At 64.1% G+C, this 20095-nt stretch carries 12 protein-coding genes and 1 tRNA gene; 10 read left to right on the top strand and 3 right to left on the bottom strand.

The features are described from left to right. Positions 1-167: 167 nt before the first annotated feature. Entirely contained in the window at positions 168-1559 is a 1392-nt protein-coding gene (locus ACZI8W_RS06220) for an FHA domain-containing protein (protein ID WP_463367626.1), read from the bottom strand. A 203-nt stretch (positions 1560-1762) separates the two neighbouring features. Here ACZI8W_RS06220 and ACZI8W_RS06215 point away from each other — a divergent pair. The 7 genes from ACZI8W_RS06215 (at position 1763) to brxL (ending at position 14551) form a co-directional block, all read left to right on the top strand. Beyond that, positions 1763-1845 (top strand) — tRNA-Leu (locus ACZI8W_RS06215). 342 nt (positions 1846-2187) lie between these two features. Beyond that, complete coding sequence (locus tag ACZI8W_RS06210; protein WP_463367625.1) at positions 2188-2943, top strand: BTB/POZ domain-containing protein; 756 nt, start codon at positions 2188-2190, stop codon at positions 2941-2943. A gap of 20 nt (positions 2944-2963) precedes the next feature. Beyond that, positions 2964-3500: a BREX protein BrxB domain-containing protein gene (locus tag ACZI8W_RS06205; RefSeq protein ID WP_463367624.1), complete on the top strand. Its 537-nt coding sequence runs from the start codon at positions 2964-2966 to the stop codon at positions 3498-3500. Then, positions 3497-6943, top strand: a complete 3447-nt coding sequence (gene brxC, locus ACZI8W_RS06200; protein WP_463367623.1) for a BREX system P-loop protein BrxC — start codon at positions 3497-3499, stop codon at positions 6941-6943. The genes ACZI8W_RS06205 and brxC overlap by 4 nt, the downstream gene beginning before the upstream one ends. Continuing rightward, the gene (locus tag ACZI8W_RS06195; RefSeq protein WP_463367622.1) at positions 6943-10161 is read left to right on the top strand and encodes an Eco57I restriction-modification methylase domain-containing protein; all 3219 of its coding nucleotides are present in this window, start codon (positions 6943-6945) and stop codon (positions 10159-10161) included. Before brxC ends, ACZI8W_RS06195 begins: the two co-directional genes overlap by 1 nt. Further along, positions 10158-12497 (top strand): BREX-1 system phosphatase PglZ type B, encoded by a 2340-nt coding sequence (gene pglZ / locus ACZI8W_RS06190; RefSeq protein WP_463367621.1) that lies wholly within the window; start codon positions 10158-10160, stop codon positions 12495-12497. The genes ACZI8W_RS06195 and pglZ overlap by 4 nt, the downstream gene beginning before the upstream one ends. Continuing rightward, positions 12494-14551: a protease Lon-related BREX system protein BrxL gene (gene brxL, locus ACZI8W_RS06185; protein ID WP_463367620.1), complete on the top strand. Its 2058-nt coding sequence runs from the start codon at positions 12494-12496 to the stop codon at positions 14549-14551. Before pglZ ends, brxL begins: the two co-directional genes overlap by 4 nt. A gap of 209 nt (positions 14552-14760) precedes the next feature. On the opposite strand, the gene ACZI8W_RS06180 is transcribed toward brxL, so the two are convergent. Beyond that, the gene (locus ACZI8W_RS06180; protein WP_463367619.1) at positions 14761-15276 is read right to left on the bottom strand and encodes an endo-1,4-beta-xylanase; all 516 of its coding nucleotides are present in this window, start codon (positions 15274-15276) and stop codon (positions 14761-14763) included. Then, positions 15269-16432 carry a hypothetical protein gene (locus ACZI8W_RS06175; protein ID WP_463367618.1) on the bottom strand — a complete coding sequence of 388 codons (1164 nt, stop codon included), beginning with the start codon at positions 16430-16432 and terminating at the stop codon, positions 15269-15271. The genes ACZI8W_RS06180 and ACZI8W_RS06175 overlap by 8 nt, the downstream gene beginning before the upstream one ends. 483 nt (positions 16433-16915) lie before the next feature. Between ACZI8W_RS06175 and ACZI8W_RS06170 the strand changes: the two genes are divergently transcribed. From ACZI8W_RS06170 to ACZI8W_RS06160, 3 genes are all read left to right on the top strand, one after another. Next, positions 16916-18013, top strand: a complete 1098-nt coding sequence (locus ACZI8W_RS06170) for a DUF4238 domain-containing protein (RefSeq protein WP_463367617.1) — start codon at positions 16916-16918, stop codon at positions 18011-18013. A gap of 657 nt (positions 18014-18670) precedes the next feature. Then, on the top strand, positions 18671-19294 hold the full coding sequence (locus tag ACZI8W_RS06165) for a hypothetical protein (protein ID WP_463367616.1): 624 nt from the start codon (positions 18671-18673) through the stop codon (positions 19292-19294). A 504-nt stretch (positions 19295-19798) separates the two neighbouring features. Beyond that, positions 19799-20059: a hypothetical protein gene (locus ACZI8W_RS06160; RefSeq protein ID WP_463367615.1), complete on the top strand. Its 261-nt coding sequence runs from the start codon at positions 19799-19801 to the stop codon at positions 20057-20059. Positions 20060-20095: the final 36 nt, after the last annotated feature.

Raw genomic sequence — 20095 nt, 5'->3', positions numbered from 1 at the left:
TCGGTCGTCCGGTTCGGTGCAGCTACTCACAAGGTTCGGTGCAGCTACTCACAAGGTTCGGTGCGGTCATTCACAATACGGACACCGACCGACTCCATGCAGAGTCAGATCCGCAGCTCGCGCTTCGGACGAGTTCTGCGGATCCGGTGAGCCGGCTTTTTCGCTGGTCAGAGGATACGAACCAGAATTTCCGAGTGGCCTGCGCGGATCACGTCGCCGTCGGCGAGCTGCCAGTCCTGAACCGACGCACTGTTCACCGTAGTGCCGTTGGTCGAACCGAGATCGGAGAGCATCGCGACCTGCCCGTCCCAGCGGATGTCGATGTGGCGACGGGACACGCCCGTGTCGGGGAGGCGGAACTGAGCGTCCTGCCCGCGACCGATGATGTTGCTGCCCTCGCGGAGCTGGTAATAGCGGCCACTGCCGTCTTCGAGCTGCAGAGTCGCCGTCAGAACGCGTCCGGCTGCAGCCGGGGGCTGTTGGTAGCCGCCACCTGCGTATGCCTGCTGCTGGTAGCCCTGATCGGCCTGCTGATAGCCGGGGTCTGCGTAGCCTTGGTCTGCGTAGCCCTGCTGGCCGTATGCCTGCTGTTGGTAGCCGGGGTCGGCATAGCCTTGATCGGCGTAGCCCTGGTCTGCGTAGCCTTGGTCTGCGTAGCCCTGCTGGCCGTATGCCTGCTGCTGGTAGCCGGGGTCGGCATAGCCTTGATCGGCGTAGCCCTGGTCTGCGTAGCCTTGGTCTGCGTAGCCCTGCTGGCCGTACGCTTGTTCCTGGCCGTAGGCCTGATCCTGCTGGTAGCCGCCTTGGTCCTGCTGATAGCCCGGGGCACCGTAACCTTGCTGGTCGTAGCTCTGTTGCTGGTAGCCCTGCGGGTCGAAACCCTGCTGGTTGAAACCCTGCTGCTGGTCGAAACCTTGGGCGCCGTAGGCCGGCTGGTCGTAGCCGCCCTGGCCTTCGTACCCACCCCCCTGGGGGGCGTAACCGGCGTTGTAGCCCTGTGCGTAGCGCTGATCCTGGCCGCCGTGCGCGTGACCGTTTCGCGCGTACTGTGCTTCCGCCTCAGCGGGGTCACGGCTTGGGTCGTAGCCGGGGTTCTGCGTCATGGAGCCAACTCCTGGTTCGGGGGTCACTGTTGGACGGTTCTTCGGGGTCCGCTGTGACGGGGCGTGCGTCTGTGGACGCCCTGCCTCAGGGTCGACTGAGCCGTGTGTTCGGAACTGCCCGGTGTGCAGCGCCGAGGACGACTCGAATACAACCTGGATCTCACCGTATGTCTGCCATCCCTGTTCGCGAATGAAGTCCTCAAGGTGACGTGCGAACGCCTTCACAGTCAAGTCCCGATCAGCCGCCAAGGCCTCGTGATCGGAGTCGCTGATGGTGATGACGTACTTGTTCGGGGCCAATATGTGGCCACGAGCAAGATGCTGGACGCCGTCGGTTGCCTCCTGCTGGAGGGCAGCTTCGACTTCCTGGGGGACGACACCGCCACCGAAGACGCGGGCGAACGCGTCGCCGATTGCAGCCTGGAGCTTTCGCTCGAAGCGTTGGGCGATACCCATGACGACCCCCTTTCCGGTCACAGCGTGTCGTGGGTGCAGATCTCGCTACTGCATGGTATCTACTTTTGCTCGGATTCGACCGGGCGGATTGCTGCGCGTGTTCAACTTGACACGTTCGATGCCTCGATCGGCTCGGGAAAACTCCCCTGACCTGGTGAATCGGTGATCGGGTATGCCTTGTGTTACTGTTTCCTGCGTTGCTCGGGCGAGTGGCGGAATGGCAGACGCGCTGGCTTCAGGTGCCAGTGTCCTTCGGGACGTGGGGGTTCAAGTCCCCCTTCGCCCACAGAGAGCAGTTCCACGAACTGCGACGAACGAGGTCACGAACTCGAAAGAGGTCGTGACCTCGTTCTTTTTGGCTCGTTGGGGTCATGGATCTCTCGGCGGCAGTGGATGGGGACGTAGGGCTGCGGATCCCACACCACACCTCCGCTCGGCAGATTTCGCGACGGGGTGGCTGATGGTCGGTGGAGCCCGATAGTTGCACGAGCAACACACCTACCCGTCGCCTGCCAACGGTGAGCCCTTCCACTACCGTAGCTTCAGCGCTCAGCCAGTCGCTGTGCGTCACGCCCGGCAGGTCTGGACTTCAGGTGTGATCCGCGAACAAGTGGGAGATGGCTGTCAGATGACCGTTTCGGATTCCCCGGGGGGACACTTCGCTCTGGGGTCGTTGCGCACCACATCGAGCCACACCATCGCCGTCCCGCATCTCATTGAGTTGCTTCGTGCAGTGTTGGCAGACGCACCCCATGAGCGCTACCGCGAGGCAGTCGTCGACGACAACGTGCTCGGTCGGCCGACGCAGGCGGGACGTCAACGCACGTTCCGTCACCTGCGCGAACTCTACTTCCTTGATCCCTCGCGGCCGGAATTCGCTGCGCTGCGCAACCTTTGGGAGGTTGATGCCGCTGCACAACCTCTCATGGCTGGCGTCTTGGCCTTCACGAGGGACGGCATCCTCCGCGCCTCACTCCCGGCTGTCCAGCATGCGCCCCCGGGGGCGATCGTCACCTCCGACGACCTTACGAAGGCCGTGACCGCCGTCTATGGCGCCGACCTCTCCGAGTCGACGCTCGGCAAGACGGGGCGGAACACGGGCGCTTGCTGGACCCAGACAGGTCATCTCGCCGGGCGAACGAAGAAGGTCCGCCAGATGGTCGAATCGTTCCCGGCTGCTGTTGCCTTCGCTGCCTACCTCGGACACCTCGCGGGCAACCGTGGTATCGGTGTTCTGGACACTCCCTGGGCTGCCCTGCTCGATCTTCCAGGCGGAGCCGCCCTCGACGCTCTGCGCACCGCCCATACCCAGGGACTCCTCGACCTCCTCGTCGCAGGCAACGTGGTCGATGTCAGCTTCCCGCTGATCGACGGGACCCGCTGATGAGTCGGGTATCGGACCTCGTGGATGCCTTTGCCGGGGAGCTGAGCCTCCCGTGGCGCTCAGGACTCTCCGGCGGAGAGCGCGTATGGATGCTCGTCTATCCGCCGGACATGGAGCGCGCCATGCGCGCCGCCCTCCCGCGACTGGAGCTGGTCACAGGCCAAGGAGGTCATGGCTGGACACTTATCGACATCACCGATGAGCTCGGCCGCTGGCTCGCTTCGCATCGGCATGCCGAGGCCTTCTTCGAAGAGCCCAGTGACCTCACTCCCGCGATCATCGACAAGTTCGAAACAGAACTCGTGAAGAAAATTCGTGAGCAACTGTCCGCCGCACCCGAAGACAACGTGGTGGCACTCGTAGGGATCGGATCAATCTTCCCCTTCCTTCGTGCGTCGAGCGTGATCAAAGCAATCGACGACGAGGTGAGCGGGAGGCTTCTCGTCCTGTTCCCTGGCCTTCACGACCCCGAGACCCACTCATTCCGTTTGCTGGATGCTCGGGATGGTTTCAACTACCGGGCTCGCGTTATCGACCCGCAGAAGGACATCGCGTGACCATCAACAACGAACTCTTCACCCGCCGGCCGCTGGACTTCGAGATCCCGAACGACGGCGTGACTAACGTCGACCGGCCGGACGACTCGAACCAGTGGAAGGTTCTGGACTACGAACTCACGAGCTTCGTGTGCGAAGGAGAGTACGAACACGGGCTCGAGCGCATCCTCGACTCCTACCTTCGTCACCGGAGCAGCACGACCCAGCCGGCGGTCTGGGTGTCCGGCTTCTACGGAAGCGGTAAGTCGCACTTGGTTCGGGTACTCCAACACCTGTGGGCTGACACCGCTCTCCCGACCGGTGCATCTGCCCGCGGGCTGGTCAACCCGCCGCAGGGAATCAAGGACCAGCTCGTCGAACTCTCCACGGTCGGCAAGCGAGACGGTGTCGCCCCGTGGTCGGCCGCTGGTGCGCTCGATCGGAGCGGCGACACCCTCAATGCGGTCGTTCTTGCCATTGTGTTTGGGGCGGCTGGCCTTCCCACCCGCGTCGAACCCGCACAGGTCGCGCTCTGGCTGGCAAGCAAGGGCGACCTGGACGCCGTGCGAGCTCACGTCGAGGCGAACGGTGCGGATTTCATCGAGGAACTCAGCGAGTACAACCTCAGCACCCGACTCGCGGACGCCATTCTTGCTGTCGATCCGAGCTTCGCCTCGAGCGGCGCGGAGGTCAGGAAGGCTTTGCGTAGCCAGTTCCCACCCGAGTCGACCCCGAACATGGACGGGACGATCACTCTTCTCCGCAAGGTTCTCCAGCACGTTGGTGCCGGGGCAATCCCTCCCACGTTGATCGTTCTGGATGAGGTACAGCAGTACATCAGCGGAGATGGCGGCCGCGCGATGGAGGTACAGAACCTTGTTGAGTCGGTCTCCCGGGAACTTGAAGGCCGAGTCCTTCTGGTGGCGACCGGTCAGCAGGAACTCACCGCCGACGCCACGCTGCAGAAGATTCAGGATCGGTTCACGGTCAAGGTCGTGTTGAAGAACCAGGACGTCGACGCTGTCGTCCGCCGAGTTCTTCTCAACAAGGAGCCCGCCGAGCGCTCAACGCTCGCGAAGACGCTCGCCGATGTCGCCGGCCAGATCTCTCGCCAGCTTGTTGGCAGCAAGGTTCAGCACACGGCTCAGGACGACAAGGATCTGCCCGAGGACTACCCGCTGCTCCCTAGCCGCCGCCGGTTCTGGGAGAGCGTCCTGCGCCAGGCCGACGCAGGTCGAGCCGGACAACTGCGGTCACAGCTTCGCATCGTGCACGACGCCAACCGCCTGGTTGCCAACAAGCCAGTCGGAACGGTCGTCGGTGCCGACTACCTGTACTCGGCGAAGCACGAGGACCTCAACGGTGCCGGACTGCTGCTCAAGGAGACCCAGCGCCTGATTCACGAGCAGGGGCAGAAGGAGCCACTGCGAGGCCGGATCCTCGGGCTGATTCACCTGATCAGCCTGCTGCCGACCACTCCTCCCGGTGACATCGGCGTCCGCGCCACGGTTGACCATCTGGTCGACTTGCTCGTCGAGGATCTGGCCAACGACGGCACCGCACTTCGCCAGGAGGTTCCTGAGGTTCTGGCTGCCCTGACCGAAGCGGGCATCCTCCAGCGCGACGGAGACGAGTACCGACTCCAGACAGCGGCCGGCCGGATGTGGGACGAGGCCTTCCGGAGGCACTCCGCTCAGCTCACCGACAGCGAGATCAGCACCGAGCGCGACACCAGATTGCGCGGAGAAGTCGAGAAGGCGTTGCCGGTCTCCGTCCCGCAAGGCAAGGCGAAAGTCGCACGAAAGCTCGGCCTGCACACTGACAGCTCCCCGCCGGCCGCATCCGATACGATCCCACTGTGGCTCCGCTCGGAGTGGGACGACGGCACAACCGCCAAGCAGTTCGAGGATCTGGCACGGGGTCTCGGCTCTGATTCGTCAGTCGTGCTCGTACACCTCCCGCGAGTTCAGGCCCAGGCGTTCGCCGCGGCGTTGCGCAATCAGATTGCTGCGCAACGCACCCTCGATCAGCAGGGAATCCCCCAGGACGATGAGGGCAAGCAGGCAAGACGCGCGATGGAGTCCCGACTCTCGCGTGCCCAGGGGCAGGTCAACGACCACATCCGAGATGTCTTGTCCAAGGCCGGTGTTCAGCTCGGTGGAGGTTCTGTGCCGACGGGGACCGCGTTGCGAGACCGCATCGAGAACGGCGCTCAGTCGGCAGCCACGCGCCTGTTCAGCAAGTTCGATATGGCCGATGACGCTCGCTGGAACCAGGTGATCGACCGGACCAAGAAGGGTTCCGGCGCGGACGCGCTCAAGGCGATTGGGTACGACGCCGGCCCCGAGCAGCATCCCGTGGTCAAGGAGATCCTCGGCCGGATCGGTGGTGCCGGCACACCAGCGAGCGAAGTGGAGAAGACGGTTCTGTCTGCTCCATTCGGGTGGCCGCGTGACGCCCTCATGGGAGCGTTTGGTGTTCTGCTTGACAACGGACTCGTCCGAGCCACGATCAACGGCTCTGACGCTTCAACAAGCCAGGTCCTCTCTCAGACCCGTCTCGGCACCATGAATTTGAGACGTGAGGCCACAGTCCTGAAGACCGCCGACAAGATTGCCGCCCGGAGCCTGCTGAGCAAGCTCGGCGTGACGGCGGACAACGATTCGCTCGTCCCCAGTGCCGAGCAGGCCGTCAATGGGCTCGCTCAGAGAGCTGGTTCGATCGGCGGTCCCGCGCCCCTCCCGGACATTGCACTTCCCGCCAGCATTGAGCAGGTTAAGAGAGCGTCCGGAAACGACCGTGTTCGTGCCCTCCTGGCAGCGAAGGACGAGCTGGCCGACTTCGCGGATCGCCTCGGCACGCTCGAGAAGCGGCGCCCGTCCAGGCTCGAAGCACTGGCGACGACCCGCGCGCTGTCGAGTGCCGCTGCGAACCTCGATGGTGCCGCTGCAACTCGATCACGGTTGGAGGCATTCGAGCAGACGCGCGAGCTCCTCTCGGACACGGACCAGATCAGTCCGATCGCAGCCGACCTCGCAAGTGCCGTGCGCGAATCGGTGAGTAGGGCGACTGAGGCCGTGGAGCAAGCCCGGCGGGCCGCTGTCGATGGGTTGGGACATCAGCCAGCATGGGTTGCCCTCGACTCCGAAAAGCAGCAGCAGCTCCTGAACGACCACAACCTGGCCCCGGAGGGGAAGCCTGAGTTGGGTGATACGGATGCAGTCCTGAAATCAGTCCAGCAGAGGCCGCTGACGTCATGGGACGCCATTCTCGACGCGGTGCCGGCTCGGGCGGCGAAGGCACTGGAGGCCGCGGTTCGGCTGACGGCGCCGAAGGCGGGCACCGTCACCGTGCCCACGGCCACCCTCAGCAGCGCCGAGGATGTCGAAAAGTATCTCTCAGACCTTCGGTCGACGCTGGCCGCGGCGCTTTCGGAACACGACACGGTGGTGGTGAAGGGTTGATGGGCGAAGTTCTCAACAGCGACCAGAGGAACCACCTTGACCGCGCTGTCCAACGAGCTCGAACCGCAGCGGAGCAGGCCGCTGCCGATGCCTTGCTCGCGTTCGCGGTGGCTGAGCCGAGTCGCCCGGCATACCTGAGTGACGACGGCAACACCCTGCGCTTGGCTCTTCGGGAGAAGGCACGCCAGCTCGGCGACGACACCGTGCGAAGTGGGGCCGATCTCACCAACCTTGTGCGTGACGTTGCCTATGAGCAGTGGCATCGTTTGCTCTTCGCCCGATTCCTCGAAGTCAACGGACTCCTTCGCCACCCCGAGTTCCGGGACACCCCCGTCACCCTCGACGACTGTGCTGACCTCGCCGATGACCTGGGCGAACCCGATAGCTGGTCGGTCGCAGCTCGATTCGCCTCGGAGATTCTTCCGGGTGTCTTCCGGCTCGATGACCCGGCTGTCCAAGTGCGGTTCGCGACCGAGCATCGCCTCGAACTGGAGCAGATCCTCCTCAGCATTCCGTCGGAGGTCTTCGTCACCGAGGACGCACTCGGCTGGGTCTACCAGTTCTGGCAGACCTCAGAGAAGAAGCGTGTCAACGAGTCCGGTGTCAAGATCGGTGGAGCGGACCTGTCGCCTGTCACGCAGTTGTTCACCGAGAACTACATGGTTCGTTTCCTCTTGGAGAACTCACTCGGTGCGTGGTGGGCCGCTCGGCACCCGGATTCTCCGCTGGTCGACTCCTGGAAGTACCTGCGCCGCCTCGACGACGGCACTCCCGCTGCGGGGACCTTCGAGGAGTGGCCCGCAACCGCGGCGGAAGTCACGGTCATGGACCCGTGCTGCGGCTCCGGCCACTTCCTCGTCGCAATGTTCGGGATGCTCTGGCGGATGCGGGCCGAGGAGGAGGGCTTGTCTCCGGCGGATGCACAGGACGCGGTGCTGCGCGACAACCTTCACGGACTCGAGCTCGATCCCCGCTGCACCCAGATCGCCACTTTCAACGTGGCACTCGAAGCCTGGAAGCAAGGCGGGTTCCGGGAACTCCCCGCACCGCAGATCGCGTGCTCGGGAGTGCCGGTTCGAGGAACGCTTAGCGAGTGGGAAGCTCACGCCGGGGGCGACGACGAACTTCGGAAAGTTCTGGTTTGGCTGCACTCCCTTTTTCGTCACGCTGACACGCTGGGGTCGCTGATCCAACCAAGGTCTGCGGACGGCGAGGACGCGCTCTTCGGGCGGGACACGAGCATAGGTACAAGCTGGGAATCCGTTCGGTCGGCTTTGGCGAAGGCGCTACGGAGCGAGAAGCAGGACCGAACAGTACTCGGAAACGCGGCCGACGATGTTGTCCATTCTGCTGGCCTCCTAGCCCAGACCTACACCTTGATTGCGACAAACCCGCCGTTCTTGAACGATCAGAAGATGTCGCCCGTACTCCTCGCCCACTGCCAGTCCCACTGGCCGGAGGCTTCGACCGAGTTGGCGACTGTCTTCATCGCTGCCTTCAGGAAGAGGCTTGCCGCGGGCGGGGCAATGGTCTTCGTTTCTCCAAACAACTGGCTGTACTTGAAGCCGTATTTGGCCTTCCGAGTAAAGGTGTTGCGGACTCGAGAAGTGCCATTGATGGCCCAGTTAGGTCCAAACTCTTTTGCAGAGTTGAGCGGCGAGGTCGTGAAGCCGGTTCTATCGATTCACATCCCAGGGCGTTTCGATGATGGGATGTTGATGATTGATGTGTCGGAATACTCTCCGAACGCACGAGTGGAAGCATTGCAAACGGAGTCTCCGTATGCCACTGATGGAACGAATCAGCTTGGTAATCCAAACAGTGCAATTACGTTTCGAGCCGCACAGGCGGAGCGCTATCTGAGCGACTACTGCACTGCGCATCTGGGAATCTCTACGGGTGACAATAACCGCTTTGCTCGCAAGTTCTGGGAGTTCGGAGTTAAGGGGCAAGGCTGGGAGCGCATCGTTGGCACGACGTCGGTCAGTACACCCTACGGCGGGCGATCTGAGTACCTGAAGTGGGAAGACGGAGCGGGAGAGCTCTACGACTTCATTACCGAGCGGCTGGGTGACGGTCGCCAAGGCACCTGGATTCGCGGACGCGGTGCGTGGGATCGCCTGGGAATTTGCGCCTCGCGAGCCGGGACATTTCCCACGACGCTGTATGCGGGTGAATTGTTCCTTGACAGCGCTGCTGTGATCGTTGCCAACGATCCACTTCATATCCCCGCAATCTGGCACTTCATGCAGACGACTGAGTACGTCCGAGCAGTCCGTGCCATCAATCAGAAGGTCATCGCCACGGTGTCCAGCATGCCCAAGGTCCCGTTTGATCTGGAGCGTTGGCAACGTGTCGCGGCCGAGACTGAGTCATTGCCGTCGACGCACTCGAACGACCCGACTCAGTGGTTGTTCGAGGGCGACGTTGTCTCATCAACGCAGTCGCTCCAAGTCGCGGTCGCGCGCCTGCTTGGCTACCGGTGGCCCGAACAGAAGGGCGATGATCTCGACGGGTTTGTCGACAACGACGGCATTGCTTCGCTGCAGTCGCTCCCTGGCGAGCCTGACCTTGCGACTCGATTGCGTGAGCTTCTTGCGTTCGCGTACGGCGACACATGGTCTAGCGCCCTCGAACGGACGCTGGTCACTGAAGCGGGCGGGAAGAACGGTCGGTTGGAGGACTGGCTCCGGGACACCTTCTTCGCGCAGCACGTCAAGGTCTTCGACAACCGTCCCTTCCTGTGGCACATCTGGGATGGCCGCAAGGACGGGTTCTCTGCAATCGTCAACTACCACCGGTTCGACCATCGAACACTGGAGAAACTCACCTTCACCTCGCTTGGCGCATGGATCGAGCGGCAGAAGCATGAGGTCGTTGCCGGCCGCGCCGGGGCCGACGTTCGTCTCGCGGCGGCGGAGGCATTGCAGGAGAAGCTCAAACTGATCCTCGACGGCGCGCCGCCGCTCGACGTCTATGTCCGGTGGAAGGAACTTCACGAGCAGCCGATCGGCTGGAACCCCGATCTGAACGACGGCGTACGACTCAACATCCGCCCGTTCGTGACTGCAGATGTTCTCAGAAACAAGCTGAGTTCGAAGATCAAGTGGGCGAAGGACCGTGGAACGAACCCGGATGGCAGCGAGCGTCTGAATGATCTCCACCCCACGCTGGAAGAGCGCCGAGATGCACGACGGCACGCTGGGGTGAAACCGTGAGTGTCGTTCGAGCTGTGGTCGCGCACGCACTGTGCGAGGCCGCGAAGTACAACGCAGATTCCAACTCCCCGCCGGCGGCCGTCTTCTGGCCTGACCCGGACCGCGCGTGGGAGCCGGTGATAAGCCTCTTGCAGGAAGCCGTGCCAATCCTCGTGCTCGGCGGGTATGACTCGGCTAAGGCGCAGGGGCCCGCGATCTGGATTCGGGCTGTGCTTTCTGCGTCAGAGTCAGTTGAGCTCCCATCACATCTAGCCGAGCGCAACGACCGAAACCCTTGGGTGATTTACCTTCCCGGTCACGGCCGAAGCGCACTATCTGACGTCACTACCCTCGACTCCGACGTGTCACCTCTCGCGGAGGTGGCGCTTCGGTCGAACTGGTGGCCTTCTGCGCACGGCCACGCCGCGTGGACGCCACATTCATTCCTTGGCTCGAAGAGCGGAGCAGGCCTCGACATCGCGGGCGACGCCAAGACCAAGTCTGCCCTGACGAGTGTGCTCGACCGACTCCTCGTAGAGGACGTCGACGAACTGCGCCACATGGGCCGCCTCGATGCCTCGCGCCTGCACTCGCTTGTGCTGACGGACAGCGTTCGGACCCTCTTGGAATGGCTCGACGACCCCGACGGCACGAAGCAGGCACTCGATGGTGCTCACTGGGCGGCCTTCGCCGAAGCATGCCATTCGACCTACGGATTCGACCCGGTGAAGGACGGCCAGCTCACCGCTACTGCGCGCCTGGGAGCCCGGGAGGGTGCCTGGCGTGACGCTTGGGCTCGCTTCGCCGACAATCCTCGTCGCTACCCGAACCTTCCAGCCGTCTTGGACAAGGCCCGTCCAGACGGTGACCTCTTTGGCGGCACCGACCCGCACCCTGACTCGTGGCCATCTTGGAACCAGGAGCAGGAGGATCAACTTCGCAAAGCACTCGCAGACCTGGACGGGCAGAACGACCCCGGACAGGTCTGCACAGCAGTCAAGGAACTCGCCGCCGCCCACCTGCGGCGAGAAGAGAGTGTCTGGGGCGAGCTTGGTCAGACGCCACTGGCCCGTGCCACGGGGTACCTCGCGGAGTTGGCCGAGTTGTCGATGACACCTGCGCCCGCCGGCGACGTGAAGGCACAGGCAGTGTGGCACGCGGCCGAAGGCTACAAGGTCGATGACCTGGCATTACGCGCCATTGCCGCGGCGACGACGGCATCGGACCGCGACGCCGTGTGCAAGGTGCTCAAGGGACTCTACGACCCGTGGGTCGAAGCGACAGCGCGCACCTTCCAAGCGGCAGCGGTGGCTGGATACCCGGGCGAGACCGGGCTCGACGTCCCAGCCGGGACATGCGTTGTGTTCGTTGACGCGCTGCGCTTCGACCTCGGGCAGCGACTTGCCAAACGCCTGGCATCGTTCGAGGTTTCGATCTCGTCGAGGCTTGCGGCGTTCCCCACGGTTACTCCGACCGGGCAGCCTGCCGTTGCACCCGTGGCGGCCAGTTTCGGTGCTGGCCAGGCGTTCGACGCGGCCGATGAGGAAGGGCGCTCGGTGAAGGGCCAGGTCTTTCGCTCGGCGCTGTCTGCGGCTGGGGTGCAGTACCTCGACTGGAAGGCAGCCGAGACAGGCGACGTCAACAAGATCGGGTGGACGCAGACCAACACGATCGACGCGCTTGGCCACGATCACGACCATGCCCTTGCAGACATGCTCGACCAACAGCTCGACCTCGTGGCGGAACGTGTCCAGGGCCTCCTAGCAGCCGGATGGCGGAGTGTCGTGGTTGTGACCGACCACGGATTCTTGATGCCTGCCGCGGCAGCCCTCAAGGTGAACCTGCCGCTTGCGGTCACCGAAGGTGACGCCGCACGTAAGCCACGGGTTGCCCGGCTCAAGGCGGGTGCCACGCGACCAGATTTTCCGATCGTTCCGTGGACGTGGGACAACTCGGTTGAGATGGTCAGCGCCCCCGGTGCCGCGGCGTTCGAGGCAGGGACGATCTACGAGCACGGCGGCTTGAGTCCCCAGGAATGCGTCATCGCCGTCATCGAGATCTCTGCCGGCGCGGGCACGTCCGGCCCTGCGCAGATCGAGGGCATCCGCTGGACCGGCCAACGCTGTCGCATCGACTTCGAGCCCGTTGAAGCTGACGTACTCGCTGAGGTCCGTCTCGCACCGGCCGATCCGTCGACTGCGGTCGGTGGTCCGAAGTCGCCGTCGGAGCCCGGCGAGATCAAGGTCCTCGTCGACGAGGACGAGGCCGCTGAGGGAACGAACGCGTATGTGGTTTTGGTCGCGCCGGACGGCACCGTCATTGCGCAACGCCAGACGACGGTAGGGGGTACCGCATGACCGACACGATCACGCTCGACGCTATTGATGAACTCGCAGCGTCGGCATTCGAGGGCTATGTCGTACGCAAGGATCTCGCGCAGCAGTTCAAGGGCGCATACCCCGTTCCGACCTACGTCGGCGAGTTCCTCATCGGTCGATACTGCGCCACCACCGATCCCGAAGAGATCGAAGAGGGCCTGCAAGTCGTGCGCCGGCTGCTGTCGGATCGAACGGTGCGTGCCGGCGAAGAAGAGCTCTTCAAGTCCCGCGCCCGCGAACGTACGACGATCAAGCTCATTGACCTCGTCAAGGCGCGCCTCGATGCGAAGTCGAACGTCTACCTCGCCGAACTGCCGAGCCTGGGCCTCAAGGACGTCCGTATCGACGACGCGGTCGTGCGTGATCATGAGCGCATGCTGACGGGCGGCTTCTACGCCGAGGTCGACCTCTCGTACGACGCGGTCATCGCGGACGAAAGCAACGGCAAGCCGTTCGCCATCGGCTCCCTCCGGCCCATCCAGCTCTCCACCCGCGACTCACTGGAGCGACTGGCCGAAGGCCGCTCCCGGTTCACGACCGAACAGTGGAAGCACCTCCTGCTCCGTTCCGTGGGCTTCGAGCCAGAGCAACTCTCGGTACGCGAACAGGACATCTTGCTGCTGCGCATGGTCCCGTTCGTGCAGCGCAACTTCAACATGGTCGAACTTGGCCCCCGCGGCACCGGTAAGTCGCACCTGTTCCAGCAGGTCTCGCCGTACGCACACCTCATCTCAGGCGGCAAGGCCACCGTTGCGCGCATGTTCGTCAACAATGCGACGGGGCAGCGCGGACTCGTGGCGCAGTTCGACGTCGTCTGCTTCGACGAGGTCTCCGGCGTCTCCTTCGATCAGAAGGACGGCGTCAACATCATGAAGGGCTACATGGAGTCCGGCGAGTTCTCACGGGGACGCGAGTCCATCCGTGCAGATGGCTCGATCGTGCTCGTCGGCAACTTCGACGTCGACGTCGCGCACCAGCAGCGGATCGGCCATCTGCTCTCCCCGCTGCCGCCCGAGATGCGCGACGACACCGCATTCATGGACCGCATCCACGCCTATTTGCCCGGCTGGGACGTCCCAAAGCTGAACCCCTCGTACTTCACCCATCACTTCGGCCTCGTCAGCGACTTCCTCTCCGAGTGCTGGTCGCACCTGCGGACGCAGTCGCGGCTGGCGTCGATCCAAGGGCGCGTCAACTACTCGGACGCTCTGTCGGGGCGTGATCTCTCGGCTGTCAACAAGACGGTCGACGGCCTTCTCAAACTGCTCTCTCCGGACGCTGAGGCGTCGATCTCCGACGAGGACCTGGAGTGGGCTGTTCGAATTGCACTCGAGTGCCGCCGGCGCGTGAAGGAGCAGCAACGTCGCATCGGCGCAGCCGAGTTCCGCAACACGCAGTTCGGCTACCGGATCGGTGAGGGCGTCGAGCAGTTCGTCTCGACTCCGGAGCTCGCCAGCCCGGATTCCATCGGACTCGACCCCTTACCGCCGGGGCAGGTGTGGGCCATCGCCGAGGGCGGCGGCGAAGTTGGTCCTGGCCTCTACCGGATCGAAGCCGCCGACACTCCGGGCGCCGGCACCCGGGGCCTCCTCAACCAGGCTGCACCAGCACCGCTTCGCGAAAGCTTCAAGGTTGCCGAGCAGAACCTCATCGCTCAGTCGCGTGCCATTGTGGGGGACCGTGACCCTCGGGAGCACAACCTGACCGCGCAGGTTCGCGCTCTCGATGCCGCGAAGAGTGGGGCTGGTCTCGGCCTGCCGATTCTCCTTGCGCTTGCCTCGGCCATGCTCCAGCGCTCTGTTCGTGGCGGACTGATCGCGGTTGGCAACCTCTCGCTCGGTGGCGGTGTGGAGACTGTCCTCAACGCGGCTGCTCTCGCTGAGCACGCGATGGAGAAGGGTGCAACTGCCCTGTTGCTCCCGGTGTCTGCCCGCAGGCAGTTGCTCGACGTCAGCGACGAGGTCGCGACGAAGGTTTCCTTCCTCTTTTACAGCGACGCCCAGGATGCCCTCGTGAAGGCGCTAGACGAGTGACTGCAGCGACTCAGCGAATGCGGAGCCATTCGAAGTGATCGAGGGACATGCCAACTTCATCGGATCCGTCTACGACCGACTCGGCCGTAGACACCGTCGACGACGCCGTGATCAAGGACCTGGCGATCGCCCGGATTGTCGAACCGACCTCGAAGGTCGATTCGTTGCGGATACTCGACGACCTCGGGGCGACCACGATTCGCGCCCGATCATTCGTCGGTCGGGCCGAACTTCCATCCGTTCGCAACAGCTCGGGCGAGAAGTGCCTTCGCCGCGAAATCGTACGTGCCACGATCCGACGGAGGCAGGTCGCTGTAGTCGATGTGCCCGTGCGTGTCAGGGATGTGGTCGTTCATTGAGTCGTCCCACGCAGTCAACGGCCGCCGCGACTCGGAGCCCTCAGGAGGCTTGATCTCGATCGACTCGACGTCGCCGACAGTCACGGCCAGCACGCCCGCCGGAGGGCGGTAAGGCTTGCCGTTGTCGTCGCACCGCTTCTTGATCGCTGCGGCGCGCTCGTTGTAGGCGTCCTCAGCGCTGGCGGCATCGCCCCGGGCAATCGAGAGGCGGTTCGAGTCGGCCTTGTCCTTCTCAGTGAGCTTGAAGGCGGCAGGGGTGACGACGCCATTCGGAACCCACGCACGAACGATCGGCCGGAACAGCATCTTGTCGGAGGCGGTGATCTGTTCACGGACGGCCTCGGCCATCTCGGCGTCCTCACTCATCGATCGCCACCTCCGACAACCACGAGTCGAGCGCCTCGACCAGGTCATCAACGTCGGCGGAGACCTTGCCGTCGGCAAATGTCCCAGCGGACAGGTCGGTCGTGTGCACGTAGAGATCGCCACTCGGCTCGACCTCAATGGAAAGTTGGTTCTCGGCCTCGGGCCAGAAGAAGCTCACGCCACCTTCCTCTGTTGGGCCTACGGTGCGAGTGATATTGCTCAGGGTGATCATCGCATCGATCACCGCCCGGCCACGCTCGATCACCGACGTCGCAATCGGCTCGCCGGACTCGCCGTCGAGCCAGCCCTCTTCGAGATCGGCGAGAGCATCGAGAGAAGTGCGGGCGACGCGGGCGTCCTCAGTGACGTCGCTGACATTGAGGGAGTCGACGGTCACGAGCTTCGTCAGCCGACCGTCGGCGTTGAACTCGCCGATACCCTCAGCCTCGCACTCGAACAATTGAGGATCGGAGTCAATACGGACAGCGAGATTGGACTCCAAGTAGGGGATAGCAATGTCGCGCTTGTGTTCTCGGTCTCGGACGACGAGTCGTCCCGAGGAGACGTTGAAGTCGATGACCTGGCCCTCGATGGTGACGCGCTGCGTGAAGTTGCCGACGAGGCTGACGAGGGCGTTGGTTCGGGCGTCAGGGGTGTAGCGGGTAACCGTGTCCCAGGCGACTTCCGGGGTCGAGGCGACCTGGATAGCCTCACCCTTGCGCATTGTTTGCCCGAGCTTCTTGACCTTGTTGGCGGGGAGTCGCCGGATGTCGGCAGGGATATGTCCTTGGTCGGTGTAGCCGTAGTTGATGAAGTTCTCGATGGCTTCGATGGCGCGTGAGAAGTCCTGGATGATTTCGTCCGGACCGAACAAATCGTCGGCGCGCAGTCTCGGATCGTATTCGAGCAAAGGAACGGCTGAGCCCTCGCCGATCGCAGTGAGGCGTAAGGTGATCTCGTTGTCGTAGCCCTTGGGAATTCGCTTGCGGCCGGGGTGACGGTCGAACCAATAGAGCCGGACAAGCGAACGGAGGATGTCCTCGAAGGCGGCGACCTCGACGAGCGCGTCGGCGGGCATGCCCTCGGAGTCGAACCGTGCCCCGCTCAGGCGCATCACCGCGAGGATGCGGGTGTCCTGGTTTTCGGGCTCGGTCATAGTCAGCAGGCTAGCCGAGGCTACCGACCGTCGTGGGGCGAACCCTCAGGGAGCCCCGATCACGGAACACAGCTGACAGGTCCCCGATAGTCGGTTCACCCGGATCCAGAGCCAGGTCGTGATTGATACCGATCTCAGTCGATCTCACCCATTTCAGCAGGTCGTACTGCGCCACGGTCAGACGGTTGGGTGAACGCCCCATCCAGTCTCCCAGTCCTTCGCGATGCCCGGAGGGACTTCCTCCGGTCTGGCTCACATCTTGACCTCCCCCGACGGAGGCGTACGAAAGCTCGGAACTGGTGCCGGCTCCGGCGGGCCCCGGTCGCGTGCAGCCAGTGGCTGCGGCGGGAGAGATGCCGTTGCGCCTGCAGGTGTGAGGTGTCGCAGCGGAGATCATCCCGCTGCTGTCCCGGTGATCGCCTGTAGGGAGGAGGACGACGACGCTGGGGTCGGGTGTCGGACCCGGTCCCTACACTGCGGCCCATGCTTCCCAGCCTGACGACGCTCATCGGAACGATGCGGTTCGAGCACCCGTGGCTGGAGGACGAGTTCGTCGAGGAATCACGGCGCATCGGTCGCTCCGAGCAAGGGAGGAAGCACCACCACATCCCGCAGATGTACCTGCGGCGGTGGGCAATCGACGGAATGGTGCAGCCGATCCAGGTCGACTCCCGGCAGGTTCATCGACCGCAGCCTCCGAAGGAGGTTGCGTACCGGAACAACTTCTACAGCCTGCCCGAAGTCGACGGCACGATGGACCTTCCGCTGAAGTGGATCGAAACCCACCTGGGGAGAATTGAATCCGAATCCACCCGCCACCTGGATGTACTCACAGCATGGGGTGCCGGAGTGGTGTCCGATGAAGCGCTGAAACGGGACCTATCGGTGTTCCTCGGCCTGCAGGTCACCCGGACGGTCGGTAACCGGCAGCGGACACTTCTCCTCGTCGAGGGACCGGACTCTGCCAAGCGTCTGTTCTTGAAGAAGGCGAACCCACAGTGGAGTCAGGCACAGATCGAGGAGTCGATGAACCGCCGGCAGGACGATCCGAAGCACGAGGCGCTCGACCTGATGATCACCGATGTGCGCAACGTCGTCGCGGACGCCCTTTACCAACGAGAATGGGCGGTCTACCGGACCGCATCTCCACTCGTCACCTGTGACGAACCGGTGGTCTTCCTCGCAGGACCACCGCTACCGCGGTCAGTCTCGGTTGGCGCGATCGGCAGCGCCGTGGTCCTGTATCCGGTTGGACCACACGTCCTCCTCGCCATGCTCCGGCCGGGCCTCTACCATCGGGGCCCGTACACGCTCAACGCATCCGAGACCGCGAGCATCAACACCGAAATCGTCGCCGCAGCAACCAAGACGGCATTCGAACGCCCCGGCGACAACATTGCCGTGAACATCGCGGTGCCTCCGCGTCCGGTTGTACCCGACCTCGATGACGAGCAGGCCCGCAACCTCGCAGACGCTGCGGCGTTGCAGCACCTGCTGCAGGCGGCCAGCCCTCGCACACGGTGGGCCGCGGACATCACGGCCGCACCTGCCTGGCCCGTCCCACGATGGTACGCGGGATAGGCCGCCAAGCGCGGGAACTGACCCGCCCGCCATGTGCGGTGAAGTCGAATGCGATCGTGACCACGGGTCACCATTGCGGCGCGATTGGTGGGCGCAACCGCCTGGTGTCGAGTCAGAATGATTGGGCAGCAGATGTGTTCAGGACTACCCGATGGTGTGGAAGCGTGAAGCACCGTAATGCAAAGGTTCCGCGACCGCGGAGTTCGCCGGGCGTCGTCCGCATTCGCGATGGAGTGGGTGAGCGGGTACGGCGCACACTGCGACGTGATCATGGGTCACACGGCCCACCGTGCAACATCGGCGCGCGCCAGGGTGAGTGGGTGTCGATGGGGTGTCCGGTCGTGATCCGTCGACGACGGTGCGGTCGCGGAGATCGTGTTGCGGGGTGAGTAGCCAGACAGCGTACGTTCACGGCTGCGCGCAGCGCGTGCCACAGGATGATCGGGTTCGGGTGTACCGCGTCGGCCACGATCGGCCCAGGACCCGGCTGCTCAGTCCGCTTCTCAGCGGTATGTCGGATAGCGTCACGGTGCAGGGCTTCCGGTGGTTCGGTCCCACGTCGAGATGGGCGGGGTAGCAGGGCAATGGAGGATGGCTGACCGCGACTGTGGCCCTAGCCTGTAGGTGCGTTCGGCAACGAAGGAGCGGGCGGTTCCAGTGGACAGTGCATCGACGGCCGAGGCCCGCTATCTGCGCGGCGATCTCGACTTCGAGTCGGCCCTGCGGGAGGTGACGGGCGTCGACCTCGGTCGCGCCGGGTTGGCTCGCATCCTTGTCGGCCTGCGCACGCCCTTCGGGGACGGAACCGGCCCGGCGTTGTCCGGGTACGACGCGAAGGTTCTCGACGGTGCCGGGTTCACGTCAGATCCGGCGGCCTCGGCGTTGGCGCGCCTTGACCGCGATATTCGGATGGCGAACCTCGTCGTGACGTCGTTGTCGATCTCCGATGCAGCGGTCCGGCTGGGTGTCGCCGAGGTTCGGGTCCAGCGTATCGCGGCCGGCACCTTGTGGGCGTTCGACGTCGACCGTCGCCGGTTGCTGCTCCCGGCACAGTTCACTGATACCGGCCAGGTCCCGCACATGGAGGCGGTCGTTGCCCACCTCGGACGGGATCTGCACCCACTGACCGTGCAGGCGCTGCTCACCCGGCCGCACCCGGCGCTTCTCGTCGAGGGCCGGCCGGTGTCGATCGTGACGTGGCTGTCCCGGAGCGCCTGCTGCGCGGCCGACATCGCACGGGCGGTTGAGGCACTTGCTGCGGCCGAGTGGGAATCGACGTAGGCGGCCGGCGCGCGATCGGGCGACGGTCGGCGACCTGGCGGTAGCGAGACCCGGTCGCGGGGTTGGCTGTGTCATTCGCCGGTGTGTGGAGAGCGATAGTCGAGGTGTCGGTCGGTTCAGTCATCGAGGCAGGGCGTACGGCCACATGAGAAACCCCTGGCCAGAAGCCTGATTCGATGCTTCGGTAAGCATATCCGGACACGGGGCCGGCGAGGCGTCGCGGTGGTCGGTCGGCGCCCCTCCCGCCTGATGAGGGTCCACCCCTGTTCGGTGCCGGGCGACACGACTGCCAGGGACGGTGTGATCGCGTCGTGGATCCGATGGCCGCGCGGCCTCGACGGGCGGGTCCATCAACGCCTCGTGGGGCCTCGTACCAGGGGAATTACATCGTTGTCGTTTCGACTTCCGGGATCCCGGTTCCAACCGGTATAGTCCCGGCTATCGGAGATGATCAGCACCAAAAACTGAATAGACCAGCACCAAACAACAGAAAGAGCTTCTCCGATGATTCTTGTCAGGCCCGCCCGTTTCGGACGGCACGTGACCCGTGCGGTCGCCGCTGACGAGATCGTCCGGGTTGAGCTCAGGCTCCCCGCATCCACAGCAGCGATGCTGTTCGAGTACGCCCACCAGATGGAGCGGACCATCAGTTCGGTCGGTGGTCAGGCGATCCGCGAGTACGGCCAGCGCAATCCGCTCGGCCCGGAATCTCTCCCGTCGACTTCGGTGTCCGGGGAGCCTGCGGAGGGGGTGGCCGACGTGTGATCGCCGGACCCTAGACATGGAAGAAGCCGGGTTGCC

The organism is Rhodococcus ruitaii (assembly GCF_055230935.1).
Note: the sequence above shows the minus strand (reverse complement) of the source record. Positions and strands in the feature narration are given on the sequence as shown.

Coding starts and splice junctions, on each gene's coding strand:
- ACZI8W_RS06180 (WP_463367619.1), bottom strand. CDS start 15,276: ATGAGTGAGGACGCCGAGATGGCCGAGGCCGTCCGTGAACAGATCACC.
- ACZI8W_RS06160 (WP_463367615.1), top strand. CDS start 19,799: ATGATTCTTGTCAGGCCCGCCCGTTTCGGACGGCACGTGACCCGTGCG.
- brxL (WP_463367620.1), top strand. CDS start 12,494: ATGACCGACACGATCACGCTCGACGCTATTGATGAACTCGCAGCGTCG.
- ACZI8W_RS06170 (WP_463367617.1), top strand. CDS start 16,916: ATGCTTCCCAGCCTGACGACGCTCATCGGAACGATGCGGTTCGAGCAC.
- ACZI8W_RS06220 (WP_463367626.1), bottom strand. CDS start 1,559: ATGGGTATCGCCCAACGCTTCGAGCGAAAGCTCCAGGCTGCAATCGGC.
- ACZI8W_RS06175 (WP_463367618.1), bottom strand. CDS start 16,432: ATGACCGAGCCCGAAAACCAGGACACCCGCATCCTCGCGGTGATGCGC.
- ACZI8W_RS06210 (WP_463367625.1), top strand. CDS start 2,188: ATGACCGTTTCGGATTCCCCGGGGGGACACTTCGCTCTGGGGTCGTTG.
- ACZI8W_RS06195 (WP_463367622.1), top strand. CDS start 6,943: ATGGGCGAAGTTCTCAACAGCGACCAGAGGAACCACCTTGACCGCGCT.